The sequence below is a fragment of the Collinsella sp. AM29-10AC genome (assembly GCF_003469085.1).
Classification (GTDB): Bacteria; Actinomycetota; Coriobacteriia; order Coriobacteriales; family Coriobacteriaceae; genus Collinsella.
This window is the reverse complement of the sequence record NZ_QSKB01000022.1, coordinates 23,034-36,625: the sequence shown is the minus strand read 5'-3', so window position 1 is coordinate 36,625 and position 13,592 is coordinate 23,034. Positions and strand designations below refer to the sequence as shown.

Annotated in this window: 11 protein-coding genes; 8 read left to right on the top strand and 3 right to left on the bottom strand. The window is 57.2% G+C overall.

Translation table 11 applies throughout. The features are described 5' to 3' along the window. Positions 1-91 precede the first annotated feature (91 nt). The 4 genes from rsmG to DW754_RS07975 all read left to right on the top strand — a co-directional run bounded on the left by rsmG (position 92) and on the right by DW754_RS07975 (position 2,834). Complete coding sequence (rsmG, locus tag DW754_RS07990; RefSeq protein WP_233508886.1) at positions 92-757, top strand: 16S rRNA (guanine(527)-N(7))-methyltransferase RsmG; 666 nt, start codon at positions 92-94, stop codon at positions 755-757. Positions 758-891: 134 nt separating this feature from the next. Further along, positions 892-1,692, top strand: a complete 801-nt coding sequence (locus tag DW754_RS07985; RefSeq protein WP_117759199.1) for a ParA family protein — start codon at positions 892-894, stop codon at positions 1,690-1,692. Continuing rightward, positions 1,685-2,590: a ParB/RepB/Spo0J family partition protein gene (locus DW754_RS07980; protein ID WP_199411468.1), complete on the top strand. Its 906-nt coding sequence runs from the start codon at positions 1,685-1,687 to the stop codon at positions 2,588-2,590. Before DW754_RS07985 ends, DW754_RS07980 begins: the two co-directional genes overlap by 8 nt. Continuing rightward, positions 2,580-2,834 (top strand): hypothetical protein, encoded by a 255-nt coding sequence (locus tag DW754_RS07975; protein ID WP_099432405.1) that lies wholly within the window; start codon positions 2,580-2,582, stop codon positions 2,832-2,834. The genes DW754_RS07980 and DW754_RS07975 overlap by 11 nt, the downstream gene beginning before the upstream one ends. Positions 2,835-3,032: 198 nt before the next feature. Here DW754_RS07975 and rlmN read toward each other — a convergent pair whose 3' ends face one another. Further along, on the bottom strand, positions 3,033-4,085 hold the full coding sequence (gene rlmN / locus DW754_RS07970) for a 23S rRNA (adenine(2503)-C(2))-methyltransferase RlmN (RefSeq protein WP_055251319.1): 1,053 nt from the start codon (positions 4,083-4,085) through the stop codon (positions 3,033-3,035). An 85-nt stretch (positions 4,086-4,170) separates the two neighbouring features. On the opposite strand from rlmN, the gene DW754_RS07965 reads away from it, so the two are divergent. Both DW754_RS07965 and DW754_RS07960 read left to right on the top strand, forming a co-directional pair. After that, positions 4,171-5,136: a D-alanine--D-alanine ligase gene (locus DW754_RS07965; protein WP_117647819.1), complete on the top strand. Its 966-nt coding sequence runs from the start codon at positions 4,171-4,173 to the stop codon at positions 5,134-5,136. Next, complete coding sequence (locus DW754_RS07960; RefSeq protein ID WP_117759197.1) at positions 5,130-8,024, top strand: helicase C-terminal domain-containing protein; 2,895 nt, start codon at positions 5,130-5,132, stop codon at positions 8,022-8,024. The genes DW754_RS07965 and DW754_RS07960 overlap by 7 nt, the downstream gene beginning before the upstream one ends. Here the strand turns inward: DW754_RS07960 and DW754_RS07955 are convergent. Together DW754_RS07955 and DW754_RS07950 are read right to left on the bottom strand one after the other, a co-directional pair. Beyond that, complete coding sequence (locus DW754_RS07955) at positions 8,021-8,938, bottom strand: YafY family protein (RefSeq protein WP_117759195.1); 918 nt, start codon at positions 8,936-8,938, stop codon at positions 8,021-8,023. The genes DW754_RS07960 and DW754_RS07955 overlap by 4 nt on opposite strands. Next, positions 8,925-9,947, bottom strand: coding sequence for a YafY family protein (locus DW754_RS07950; RefSeq protein WP_117759193.1), 1,023 nt, complete (start codon positions 9,945-9,947; stop codon positions 8,925-8,927). The genes DW754_RS07955 and DW754_RS07950 overlap by 14 nt, the downstream gene beginning before the upstream one ends. 198 nt (positions 9,948-10,145) lie before the next feature. On the opposite strand from DW754_RS07950, the gene DW754_RS07945 reads away from it, so the two are divergent. Both DW754_RS07945 and DW754_RS07940 read left to right on the top strand, forming a co-directional pair. Beyond that, positions 10,146-13,343: a hypothetical protein gene (locus tag DW754_RS07945; RefSeq protein WP_117759191.1), complete on the top strand. Its 3,198-nt coding sequence runs from the start codon at positions 10,146-10,148 to the stop codon at positions 13,341-13,343. A gap of 21 nt (positions 13,344-13,364) precedes the next feature. Then, complete coding sequence (locus tag DW754_RS07940) at positions 13,365-13,583, top strand: hypothetical protein (protein WP_022094153.1); 219 nt, start codon at positions 13,365-13,367, stop codon at positions 13,581-13,583. Positions 13,584-13,592 lie beyond the last annotated feature (9 nt).

Below are 13,592 nucleotides of genomic sequence, written 5' to 3'. Positions count from 1 at the left end.
TGTCAGAAAGGAGCTTTCGTTGTTAGTACTTACTGATCAGCAGGCTGACAAGATGTTGAGTCGTCTAACTTCTTATTGCAAAGAGTATTCCTTGAGCGTAACTGATGTTGAGCTGAGGAAATGTATTCAGCATTTGGATTTGGTTCTGGAATCAAATAAGACAACCAATCTCACACGTATTCTTAACGTAGAAGATGCTGCAGTGCTTCATATCCTCGACTCACTTGTGTTGCTCCCCTATATCAATAAGGCTCCTGAGGGAGCTTTGCTCGATATGGGAACAGGTGCGGGCTTCCCAGGTATTCCTTTAACCATAACCACGCATCGTAAAGCTACTTATATTGACTCTGTTGGCAAGAAGGTTGATGCTGTCAATTCTTTTGTTCATGCTCTTGGATTGAAACATGCTCATGCGGTCCATGATCGTCTTGAAGAATATGCTCGAAGCCATAAGAAGCAGTTCTCTGTCGTAACTGCCCGCGCACTGGCTCCTCTACCGATTCTTGTTGAGTATGCAGCTCCGTTCCTCAAGGATGGAGGGCTATTTGTTATCACCAAGGGCAATCCTTTGGATGAGGAGCTTGCTTCCGGCATGTCAGCAGCTAAGATTTGTGGCTTCGCTTTGCTTCTGAATGACGCAATCGATTTGCCTGAGGGCTTGGGCCACAGAGAGTTCATTGTTCTTAAGAAGAGTCATCCAGCATCCATTTCATTGCCTCGTGCAAATGGCATGGCAAAGAAGAATCCGCTTGCCTAGATGTTTCACGTGAAACATAATGGATACTAACAACTTGCAGTGTTTCACGTGAAACATGGCGGTTGATATCGAATCGGAATGTTTCACGTGAAACATCCTCCGTTTGACAGCTTTAATACACACCAGGAGGGACCGTGGGATTTCGCGACGTTAAGCGTTCTAAGAACGCAAAGGACAGGCGTATCATTGCAATCATCAATCAAAAAGGCGGTGTCGGTAAGTCAACGACGGCTGTAAACCTTGCAGCAGCACTGGGTGAGCAGGGTCGTAAGACACTGATTGTCGATTTTGATCCGCAGGGAAACAGTACAAGTGGATTTGGAATTGAAAAAGAAGACCTTGATCACTGCATCTATGATGCATTGTTGAATGATGTGCCGGCAGAATCGCTTGTTCTTGATACAAATTGCAAAAAGGTATTCGTAATTCCAGCTACGATTCAGCTTGCAGGTGCCGAAATTGAGCTCGTAAGCGCAATTGCTCGTGAAACCCGCCTCAAAGATTTGCTTGAGCCGATTCAGGACGAGTTCGATTTTATTTTCATTGACTGTCCTCCTTCGCTCGGCCTGCTTACTATCAATGCCTTGACCGCAGCAGACAGCGTTTTGATTCCGATCCAGTGCGAGTACTACGCACTCGAGGGCGTTACGAAGCTGCTAGAGTCAATGAAGATGGTCAAATCACGTCTGAACAAGGGCTTAGACACCTATGGTGTGCTTATGACCATGTATGACTCGCGTACTTCTCTATCGAATCAGGTTGTTGAGGAGGTTCAATCGTATTTTGGTGATAAGGCATTTAAGACGCTGATTCCCCGTACGGTTAAAATCTCTGAAGCTCCGTCTTTTGGAGAACCGGTAATTACCTATGCACCTCAAAACAAGGGTGCAAAAGCGTATATGAACCTTGCAAAAGAGGTGATCAAGCGTGCCTAGTGCAAAGAAACGTGGCGGATTGGGGCGTGGACTCAGTGCTTTGGTCTCTGAGGCCGAGTATGAGACCGGTGGTTCGTCCGCATCTGCTTCAAATGCCGCATCTGAAACAAAACTAACTATTGAGGATATCGTTCCCAACCCGAATCAACCGCGAATTCACTTTAATGAAACTGAACTTCGCGAGTTGAGCGAGTCAATCCAAGAACATGGCGTTTTGCAGCCGCTCTTGGTTCGCAAGCATGGAAACGGCTATGAGATCATCGCTGGTGAGCGTCGTTACCAGGCGTCAAAGCTTGCTGGTCTTGAGGAACTGCCTGTCATCATTAAAGATGTTAATGATGAAGAGATGCTGGCTCTTGCTCTTATCGAAAACCTTCAGCGTTCTGATCTGAATCCCGTCGAAGAGGCTAAGGGCTATCGCCAGCTCATCGATGCTAGCGGTATGACCCAGGAGGCATTGTCGAAGGCCGTAAGCAAGTCACGCTCTGCAATTACAAACTCGCTGCGCCTTCTCGATCTCCCCGAAGTAGTTCAGCAGATGATTTTTGAGGGTAAACTTACTGCTGGACATGCGCGTGCGATTCTTGCAGTTCCCTATGAGGACGCGCGAATTCGACTTGCAGAGAAGGTTGTTGCAGAGGGCCTTTCCGTAAGAGCGACAGAAAATCTTGCTCCATTGTTTTCTGCCGGAGAGACGCCTAAGACGCCGAGGCCTGCAACGCCTCAGTCTTTTAAAAAGGCTGCGCGTGTACTTCGTCAGGTATTTAATACCAACGTGCGCGTGAAAAGCTCGCGTGGAAAGAATAAGATTGAGATTGAGTTTAAAGACGAGGAAGAGCTCTCTCGTATTCTTGGTGAAGTGATTCAGTTTGATCAAGGAGGCCAAGATGAGGAATAAGATTTTTACTGCGATTGCATTGGCGACGACTGTCGCGGCTGGTGCCTTTGCTGGTTATAAGATCGCGACAGACGATGAACTTCGAGGCCGTTTGCTTCGTGGCGCGCAAGATATCGTTGATACATCCAAGAAGAAAATGGATGTTATGACAGAAGATGTTGCCATGCGAACTGCTCAGGTAACGAAAAATCCTAAGATTAATCAAGGTTGGGTTAGTAACCAATGGGAAAATGTAGGCTATTAGGTACCTAACAATTACTTAGCATATTTTGATGGGTCCTTGTCTGATTCACGAGACAAGGACCCCTTATTTTGGCCGTAAAAATGGGACCAGCAGCAGCTGATTCAAAATTAAGGTCAATAAATGAAACGACCCCGGTTGCATATCCTGCAACCGGGGTCGTTCGATGTTTCACATGAAACGTTTTGGGGTGCGACTCCCCTATGCATTTTTCTGAACTTTAAAGCGCTGCTTCAGCTGTCCGCAAGCGGCGTCAATATCGTTACCACGGGAGTTACGAATCGTGGTCTCGATGCCACGGGACTCAAGACGACGCTGAAGATCCTCAACCTTATGAATCGGCGACGGCTTGAGCGGGCTGCCCTCGATGTCGTTAAGCTGAATCAGGTTAACGTGGCACAGCGTTCCCTCGCAGAAGTCGCAGAGCGCCTGCATCTCGGGATTCGTATCGTTGACGCCTTCGATCATGGCATACTCATAGGTCGGGCGGCGGCCAGTCTTCTCGGTGTAGAGCTGAAGCGCTTCGTGAAGGCGAAGCAGCGTGTATTTCTTAACACCGGGCATGAGCTTATTGCGCGTCGACTGGATGGCGGAATGCAGGGAAACGGCAAGAGTGAACTGCTCGGGGATATCGGCAAATTTGCGAATACCGGGAATAACGCCGCTGGTAGAGACGGTGAGGTGACGAGCGCCGATACCGATGCCATCGGGGTCGTTGAGGATACGCAGCGCCTTGAGAACCTCGTCGTAGTTGGCAAACGGCTCGCCCTGGCCCATGAAGACAACGCTTGTGGCACGCTCGCCAAAGTCGTTGGATACATGAAGCACCTGGTCGACGATCTCTTGAGCGGTCAGAGAGCGCTTGAGGCCGTTGAGACCGGTAGCGCAAAAGGCACAGCCCATGCCGCAGCCTGCCTGGGTGGAAACGCAGACGGAAAGCTTGTTACGACGGGGCATGCCGACAGTCTCGACGGAAATGCCATCGTGGTACTCGAGCAGATACTTGCGCGAGCCATCTTTGGAAACCTGCTTGGTGAGTTCAGTCGGCGTATCAAAGGCAAAAGCCTCTTTAAGCTGCTCACGGAAAGCCTTGGGGAGGTTGGTCATATCGTCAAACGAACAAACGTTCTTCTCAAAGACCCATTCGATGAGCTGCTTCGCGCGGAAGGCGGGCTGGCCAAGTTCGGCCACGAGCTCGCGAATATCGTTTTGGCTCAAGTCGCGAATGTCCTGAGATTTAGTCCTGGGATTCATGGAAGCCTTTCGATTTTGGGGAAACGTAGAGGGTATCGCTACAATATGGTATCAGCTGCAGAAATTATAGAGGAGGAGTCTGCCCATGCCGGGTAAAAGCCTAGAGAACATGCACGTAGCGGTCTTGGCGGGCGGTCATTCCGCCGAGCGCGAGATCTCGCTCGATTCGGGAAAGAACGTTGTGGTGGCACTGAAGGAAGCCGGCTACACCTCGGTGGAGCTGCTTGACACGGCCGCTGATGACTTTATGGTAACCATGGCGAACGGCGGATTCGATGTGGCATTTATCGCCATGCACGGCGCCGGCGGTGAGGATGGCGCCATGCAGGGTGCCATGGAGACCCTGGGTATCCCCTACACGGCCTCGGGCGTACTTGCCAGCGCCTGCGGTGCCGACAAGGAGGTCTCTAAGCTCCTATACGCCAAGGCGGGCATTCCCATTGCCCCCGGCCTTGCGCTCGAGGTGGGCGATGAAGTCGATATCGATCATATCGTCGAGGTTTGTGGCGAGCGCTGCTTTGTGAAGCCGGCCGTCAACGGTTCCAGCTATGGCATTTCCCTGGTCCATGAGCCCTCCGAGCTGCCCGCGGCAATCGCCAAGGCGTTTGAGTACGGCGACAAAGTGCTGGTCGAGAAGTGCATCGAGGGTACCGAGATCACCGTCGGCGTATACGGCGAAGATGACGTGCGCGCCCTGCCGATTGTCGAGATTCGTAAGCCCGAGGACTGCGAGTTCTACGATCTGGACGTGAAGTATGTCGACCCTACGGATATCCATCGCATTCCGGCGCAGATTTCACCCGAGAATTACGCTCGCGCTCAGGAGCTTGCCTGCGCCGCTCACAAGGCCCTCGGTTGCCTGGGTATCTCGCGCAGCGACTTTATTGTGAGCGAGGACGGCCCCGTTATCCTCGAGACCAATACCATTCCCGGCATGACCGATACGTCGCTGTATCCGGATGAGATCCGCCACACCGACGACATGACGTTCCCGCAGGTCTGTGACAGCCTGATCCGTATGGGCCTTCGTCGAGCGGGCATTGCATGCTAATCGAGGACGCGGTTTCGTCAGGAACGCCGCAGTTTGTCATCGACTCCTATGCCACGCTTGCCGACCGCGCCAAAACGCAGTCCTTCGGCCTTATCGAGGAAGATGTGATTGTCCTCGATACCGAGACCACGGGTCTTTCGGTGCAGGACAACGAGCTGATCGAGATCTCGGCGGCCCGTCTTTCGGGCCGCGAGGTCATCGACCGCTTCGATACCTTCGTGCATCCCAAACAGCTGATTCCCGCCGAGATTACCGAGCTCACGAGCATTACAAATGCCGATGTGGCAGATGCCCCGTCGGCGGTTGAGGCCGTCGCCGCTCTCGCCGATTTTGTCGGTGGCTGCCCGGTGATCGCACACAACGCCACGTTCGACCGCTCGTTTATCGAGTCGGTCAAAGGCGGCGTCAACGTGAGCGATATTTGGATCGATTCGCTGGCGCTGTCGCGCATCGCGCTTCCGCGCCTGGCCTCGCACAAGCTGTCTTTTATGGCCGATCTGTTTGGCTGTGACTCGGTATCACACCGTGCCAATGCCGACGTCGACGCCCTGTGTGGCGTATGGCGCGTGTTGCTCGTGGCGCTCACCGACTTGCCCCAGGGCCTCATGGCGCGCCTAGCCGACATGCATTCGGACGTGCCTTGGTCCTATCGTCCTATCTTCTCATTCTTGGCAGGGCAGAACCCTGGTTCTATCTTCTCTCTCAGCGCCGCTCGTGCTGACGTTCTCAAGGCCGATCGCGCCGACGATCGGGTGGACGCCGATGAGCTGCCGGTCCTCAAGATGCCGAGTCGTGAGGAGATTGAGGCGGACTATGCGCCAGGTGGCCTGGTCAATCGCATGTATCCCACCTACGAGCCGCGTGATGAGCAGATCGCGATGGCGCTCGAGGTCCGCGATGCGCTGGTCACGGGCACTCATCGTGTAATTGAGGCGGGCACAGGCGTCGGCAAATCGATGGCCTATCTGGTGCCTTTTGCCGAGGCAGCACGCCGTAACAACATCACGGTTGGTATTGCGACCAAATCGAACAATCTTGCCGACCAGCTCATGTACCATGAGCTGCCAAAACTTGCCGAGCAACTGAACGGTGGTCTGTCTTTTTGCGCTCTCAAGGGGTATGACCACTATCCGTGCCTGCGCAAGCTCGAGCGCATGAGCCGCGGCCAGGTCGAGATCACCACCAAGCGCGATCCGGCGGACACGCTCACGGCGGTCGCGGTCATTATGGCGTACGTCTGCCAATCAGCCGATGGCGACCTCGACTCGCTCGGCATTCGGTGGCGCAGCGTCAACCGTCCCGACTTTACGACGGCCTCGCGCGAGTGTGCTCGTCGCCTCTGCCCGTTTTTCCCTGATAAATGTTTGGTCCACGGTGCTCGCCGTCGTGCGGCGCATGCCGATGTGGTGGTCACCAACCATTCCCTGCTGTTCCGTAACGTCGCGGCCGAGGGCAGGATTTTGCCTCCGATTCGTCATTGGGTAATCGACGAGGCCCATTCCATCGAGCGCGAGGCGCGCCGTCAGTGGGCGCGCGTGGTGTCGGCGGACGAATCACGCGTCCTGTTCGAGCGCCTGGGTGGCTCGAGCACCGGCGCACTAAGCCAGGTTTCCCGTGATTTGGCAACCTCCGAGGGCTCTACGCTCTATCTGGGCCTTACTGCCAAGGCGACGTCGACGGTTGCCCGCGCGAGCATGGCAATCGCCGACGTGTTCGATGGCGTTCGCGAGCTCGGCCGCCGTGCGCGTGGGGGTTATGACAATGCCAATCTATGGATTGGCCCCGAGCTGCGCGAATCAGACGACTGGCATGATTTCTTACAGTCGGCCTACACTGGCATCGACGCATTGGAACAAGCTGACAAGAGCGTCGACGCGCTGGTGCAAGCCGTCGCCGCCGACAAGCCCGAGGTTGTTGTCGACCTGGGTGATATCTCGCGCCGCCTGCACGAGCTGGCCGAGAACCTCAAACTCATCATTGATGGCACCGATGAACACTACGTGTATTCGCTGCAGGTCAATCGCAGACTTCGTGCCGGCGGAGAGTCGATGACCGCAGAGCGCATCGACATTGGCGAGGCTTTGGCAACCGAGTGGCTACCCGAGGTTCACACGGCTATCTTTGCCTCGGCGACCATGACGGTGTCCAAAAGCTTTGAGCACTTTAACCATGCGGTCGGCCTTGATCGCATCGGTGCTTCAACGTCGTCATCGCTGCACTTGGATTCGAGCTACGACTTCGATTCGAACATGGCTGTAGTCGTTGCGGGCGATATCCCCGATCCGCGCGATCGTGAGAGCTATCTTACGGCGCTCGAGCGCGTACTGGTCGACGCCCATCTTGCCATGGGCGGATCGGTGCTCACGTTGTTCACCAATCGGCGCGACATGGAGGACCTATACGCCCGCGTTGAGCCCAAGATGGCCCGTGCGGGTCTGGAGCTCAACTGCCAGCAGCGCAACTCATCTCCTCGTCGCCTGCGCGACCGGTTTATCAACGAACCGACCTCGTCGCTTTTTGCACTCAAGGCCTTCTGGGAGGGGTTTGATGCCAGCGGCGAGACGCTGCGCTGCGTCATCATTCCCAAGTTGCCGTTCTCAAGCCCCACGGACCCGCTCTCGTGCGAGCGCAACCTGCGCGAAGACCGCGCATGGGCGCGCTATTCGCTGCCCGAGGCGGTGCTCGAGGTTAAGCAGGCCGCGGGGCGTTTGATTCGCTCGTCGACCGATAGCGGTGTGCTGATCTTGGCAGATCCTCGCCTGGTGACGAAGGGCTATGGCAAGAAGTTCTTAACGTCGCTGCCCACGAGCTCCTACCAGCGCATCGAATCGGCGCAGATCGGGCACTATCTACAGCTGTGGCGTGCACGCCACGAGCGGCGGCGCTAAAGCGGACAGACGAGGGTTTTTGCCATATCGCACAGACGCTTTGACAGGGCGGGGTCATCCAAGATGCGGATGGCTCCGCCCGCTGCGATTATCTGGCTCAGCAGCCAACGCTCGGAGCCGTAATGTACGGTTGCCGTTGCCATGTCTGTCCCGCTGCGCTCGATTAGGGTGATGCCGGCCCAGTCCAGATGCTCCGCCATATCGAATGGCAGCAAGAGCTTTGCGCTACGCTGCGTCCGGGCAAGGGAATCGTGGAGGGATGCAACGTCCGGTACGTGAGGCACGACGGAGTCTTCCGTCAAGGCGAGTCCCTCGATTTTATCCATGCGATAGGTGCGCTGCTCATCGACCGCGATGTCCCAGGCAATCAGGTATGTTTGGTCGCCGTTTGCCGTAATGCGCAAGGGGTCGACCAGACGCTCGCGTGGCCGTGCATCGTCCATCGAGCGATACGAGATACGGCAGCGAACGCCGTCCTGAATGGCGCAGCTCAGCTGCTGCCAGTGCGACCCGTGGCTGACGGTGTCAGAGACACGCTGGTTATAGCCGAGCTCTTCGGGTAGAAGAGCGTGTCGAATTCGAGCCGCCGCCTGGGGCTCGATCCCCAACGATTCAAGTTCGTGGTTGAGCACAGCGCCCTCGGCGGCACTCAGACGCAGCGGTAGCACACGCCCGGCGTCACCGGTGAGGACCACACGCTCGCCGTGGCATTCGCAGATGATGCGCGCACCCGATTCTCGGTCCGCGAGCGTCGAGACGATCTCGAGAATCTCGTCGAGCGACACTCCTGTGATGTCAAAGCGACTGCAAATCTCGGTTCGTGTCATGCCGCTCTCGCCGGCGGCGTAGAGGGCCTCAATGATGTCGATGGCGCGCGAGAGCCTCTGCTCGCTGGTGAGTTTACGCACGGGCATGCTCGTGCACCGTCCTTTCAATGAGGTGGTTCCACGCCTGCTTGAGCGATTTGGGGGCCATGGGCCTCATGCCGTCCATAGCGTGGGCCATGCAAAATGAGGCGGCGGCTTCAAGGTCGCGCACGTCAACGGTCCAGGTCCATCCCGCATCGGTGTGTGCGAGCTCACCTCGCCCGCGCGTGAGGCCGTTGATCATATCGATCTGCGCCTGCGGGGCGAACGAGAACGTGGCTGCAACGGGCGGTCGGTCGGCAAAATCGAATTCAAAGAACAGGTAGTCGTTGAGGTTGAAGTCCGCAGGGATGGTGTAGGCCTTCGAAGGACGCCAAGCGCGAACGATACGGTCGCAGCGGAATGTCCTGATGTCGTCGGTGGCATTGTCGAGGCCGCAGAAGTACGCCACGCCCTCGCGCTCGAACATGCCGTAGACGCAGACGGTACGCTCTTTTTGCCCACCGCGTCCGTTCTGATATAAAAATCGCAGCGCGCATCGCTCGGCAAAGGCGCTCCATACCGCATCGACGGTGGGAGAGCGGCGGATCGGTGCTTCGTCCACCGCAGATATGCCGGTGAGGTAGGCAATTTTGGAGCGAATGTCGGCAAGCGGCGCGGCAAAGGTGGAAGAGCCGGCCGCTATTGTCTGGTCGATAGCGTTGAGCAGGATATCGGCGTCGTCTGCGGTGATGAGGCCGCCTGCCGCAAACGTGTGCTCGCGGTCGATTGTCCACGAGCTTTCCTCGGTCTCCTGCGCACCGGCGGGGCGAACCTCCTTGATTAAGATGCCACGCTCGAGCAGTTTGTCACGATCGCGCCGAAACTTGCGCTTATCCGAGTCGATGTTGCCCGAGCCATATCCCAGGTCAGAATCCAAGACGATCTGCTCGGTCGTCAGCGGTTCGGGGGAGCTGTTGAGCACAAAGAAAAGATTGAGGATGCGCTGGGCCGTTTTATCGAAACTGGGCTCCGAATTCCCCTTTTTAATTGTCGCGGTCGCGTCGCTTGCCGTCATAGAGTCCTCGCATGAGAAGGTGGTTTGCTGCCATGATTTTAGTCCGATATGGAGATTAGGCTATATCCTTGTCCGCTCGGGGCGTTAAGATGGCCCGAATTCGGTCGTTTGCGCTCGCTCGGGGTATACTTTCGACTATATACGGTTCTAATGTGCATGCATTGGGCCTATTTGTCGGATTATGGATGTGGAGCGCACATGGCGAACACCCAGAACTATATTAACCACCTGCTGCAGAACACCGGCATTACGCCGGCATGCAGCGAAGAAGAGCGCTTGGCTGCCGAGGATATCGCTCAGATCTTCCGCAACCACGGCTTTGATCCCGAGGTTCAGGAGTTCAATGCCCCGGCGCCCAGCAGGTTGGCATTTGCCGTTACCGGTATTCTTGCGTTTGCCGGCGCCCTGCTGATGGGCATCGGCGGCGGCATCGGCTTGGTCGGCACCTTGCTGGCCATTGTCGGTGCCGTTCTTTACGTGCTCGAGCGCACGGGCCATCCCGTGGTTTCGCGCCTGGGCAAGACGGGCGTGAGCCAAAATGTCATCGCCTACCACAAGGCCTCGGGCCCGCTCGCGTCTCCGCGCAACCGCCCGGTGGTCGTTGTCGCACACTACGACTCTCCCCGTGCTGAGCTGCTCGCCCGCGAGCCCTATGCTTCGTATCGTGCGCTCATCGCCAAGCTGTTGCCCGTTGCCACGGTTGCCCCTGCTGCCGTTGCCATCTTGCGTATCCTGCCGCTCCCCGGCGCGCTCAAGGTTCTGCTGTGGATTGTCGCGATCCTCGCTTCCCTCGTTGCGCTCGCCAACGCGGCAAACATCATTTCTAACCGTTTTGTGCTTCCCTATACGTCCGGCGCAGTGTGCAACAAGTCTTCTGTCGCCGCTATGCTCGGCGTTATGGACAACGTTGCTCCCTTCCAGGGCGAAAACGAGTTTCCCGACGATGTTCCGTTCGATACCTATTTTGGGGAGCAGAAGCGTCGTGCCGAGGAGATGGCGCGCGCAGCAGCGGAGTATGCCGCGGCCCAACAGCAAAACGACTACGGCAACACCATCGAGTATGAAGAGCCTACCTACGCCGAGGACGAGTTCGGTCAGCCGATTGCTCCCGACGCTCAGACCGAGCCCGAACAGGGCGAGGCTTTCGACGAGCAGATCGAGGGCTTTGAGGGTGCGTCTGCCGACGAGACGCTGATTGGCGCCATCGTGCCCGAGGATCAGAATCAGGCTGTCCAGGCCGAAGAGTTCAATGACGAGGTTTCCGCTGCCGAGCCGGCGGAGGAGCCTGTCGCGGCCGAGCCCGAGCCCAAGCTCTATCGCAATGCCGCCGGCAACATCCGCTTTGGTTCGGATGCCATCCGTGCGCTCGGGATGCTTCCCGAGTCCTGCACGCTCGATTACGAGGAGGGCGAGGAGCCGACGTTTGAGCCCGAGCCTGCCCCCGTCGTGACTGCACCTGCGCCCGCCGTCACCGTGGATGATGAGTCTGCCGCGGTTACCGCTGCCGTTGCCGAGCCCGAGGCGGTGTCCGCGATCGATCCCGCGGCAGGACTGGACATTTTGGCCCCCGCCGCGCCGGCGCAAGACGTTGCGGACGAGCCTGACGACGATTACGTTGAACAGCCGAGGCGCGTGTCTTACGAGAGCGATACTGATTTTTCGGCCGAGATTCCCGCGGCAACGCCCCATGCCGATATTGCATCCGCGTTCTCTTCGATTGGCGCCAGTGCTTCCAACTTCTTTAAGGGTGCGCTTGCAAAGGGCAAGAAATTTGTCGACGATTTCGAGGAGAAGCGCGCTGCCGCACGCGAGGCTGCCGAGCAGGAGGCTATCGCTCAGCAGCAGGCAGCCGAGGCGGCACGTGAGCGCGCGGCGCAAGAGCTCGAGCAGAACGAGGCTATGCAGTCCGTGCCCGTCGACGCTGCCGAAGCTACAACGTCCTTTGAGTCCCAGCAACCGGCGTCCACGGATGTTGTTGAGGCGACGACGTCTTTCGAGGCTCAGCAGCACGTCGATAGCACCATGTCGTTTGATGCCGCGCAGTTCGATTCCACGATAACGTTTGAAAAGCAAGGCACCGCGATTGCCGAGTCCCTTCCTGTTTCCGATGAGCGGGGCGATGCGGCAGACGATGACGAGCCTATTGATGCTGCCGCAATCCAAGATGCCGCCGAGGACGAGCCCGTCGAGGCCAACTCTGACGAAGAGCAATACGCAACAGCCGAGCAAGATGATTCGACCGAGGTCGAGCAGGAGGAAGTGCCTGCGGTTTCCGAGGCTCCCGAGACAGATGAGTCGAGGCCTTACTCCACGCAGATTTTCACCATGCCGACCCCGAGTGGTTCCGGTGCCACGGTTGCCGATGTTGCTCCCACCCAGGACGAAACGGTCGATTCCCTTATGGCCCAGATTTCCTCCCAGGCATCGCCGCGTCCGCAGATGAATGTTCCCGATCCGGCGTCAGCTCCGTCGCCTGCACCTTCCTCGTCTCCGCTGGCTTCGGTCCCCGATCCGTCGCTGCCGTCGATGAAGCAGGCAAACGTTGCGTCTCGCACGTCGCTGTTCGACCTTCCCGACCCCTCCGCACAGGTCAACGACCCCTTTGCTACCGCTCAGGGTCCCGAACCCACATCGGCACCCGTTGCGCCTCCTATGCCCGTTGCGTCGGGCGCTCAGCCGATCGAGACCATTTCGGCTCCCGCCCCGGCGGCACCCAAGTCTCGCAAGCGCGGCCTGGGCGGCCTGTTCGGTTGTAAAAAGAAAAACGAACAGGACAGCATGAGTGATTGGCTGGGCGTCGAAGACGATTACGATGCCAAGAAGTCCGGTCGCGGCATCGGTTCGTGGGATAATTTCGAGGACGATAACGATGGCTGGAAGGGCGGCGCTACGTCTTCCGACGGCGCTTCTTCCGAAGATATGCTCTCGGCTGTCGCCTCTATGGGTGACGATGAGCTGCTCGGTCACGATATCTGGTTTGTGGCAACGGGCGCCTCGGATTGTGATGGCGCCGGTATGAAGGCCTTCTTGGCTTCGCATCGCGATAAGCTCCGCGGCGTATTCTTCATCAATCTTGAATCCGTCGGCGCCGGTAGGCTTTCGGTGGTGACGGTTGAGGGCGAACAGCAGCTGCTCAAGGGCGATCGCCGCATCATGAACCTGGTCAGCAAGGTGTGCAAGTCGTTCCATGTCGATTGTGGCGCGCTCGAGATGCCCTATGCCAAGACCGATGCCTACGCCGCGCTCGAGGCGAGCCGCCGAGCCCTCACCATCGCCGGCGTGGACGGCACGCGCCTGGCTTGCGCTCGTACCGAGGACGACCTGCCCCACAATGTCAGCCCGACGAACATTGCCACGGTATCCGAGGTCGTGACCGAGGTTATCCGCCGTTCGTAGACGGAGCTCTAAGGAGTCAACGTGTTTTCGTATATTAAGCGCCATTGGCCTGTCTACGTGATTTTGACCTTGATCGCCATTGCGTTAGGATTTGGGGCTGCCTACATCGTGGGTGCGAAGGGCTCGACCCCCGCCTCCGCAATCAGCGAAGAGGTGGAGCAAGAACAGAGCACGGGTGCCGATGGGATTCCTGAGTCCGAGCAGGCAATCGTTGATGGTGGATCTTCGTCTGCAGAGTAGATACGGCGA

Excerpts from the sequence above, each read along its gene's own strand:
- DW754_RS07975 (WP_099432405.1), top strand. The coding sequence starts at position 2,580 with ATGAGGAATAAGATTTTTACTGCGATTGCATTGGCGACGACTGTCGCG.
- rlmN (WP_055251319.1), bottom strand. The coding sequence starts at position 4,085 with ATGAATCCCAGGACTAAATCTCAGGACATTCGCGACTTGAGCCAAAAC.
- DW754_RS07965 (WP_117647819.1), top strand. The coding sequence starts at position 4,171 with ATGCCGGGTAAAAGCCTAGAGAACATGCACGTAGCGGTCTTGGCGGGC.
- DW754_RS07960 (WP_117759197.1), top strand. The coding sequence starts at position 5,130 with ATGCTAATCGAGGACGCGGTTTCGTCAGGAACGCCGCAGTTTGTCATC.
- DW754_RS07955 (WP_117759195.1), bottom strand. The coding sequence starts at position 8,938 with ATGCCCGTGCGTAAACTCACCAGCGAGCAGAGGCTCTCGCGCGCCATC.
- DW754_RS07950 (WP_117759193.1), bottom strand. The coding sequence starts at position 9,947 with ATGACGGCAAGCGACGCGACCGCGACAATTAAAAAGGGGAATTCGGAG.
- DW754_RS07945 (WP_117759191.1), top strand. The coding sequence starts at position 10,146 with ATGGCGAACACCCAGAACTATATTAACCACCTGCTGCAGAACACCGGC.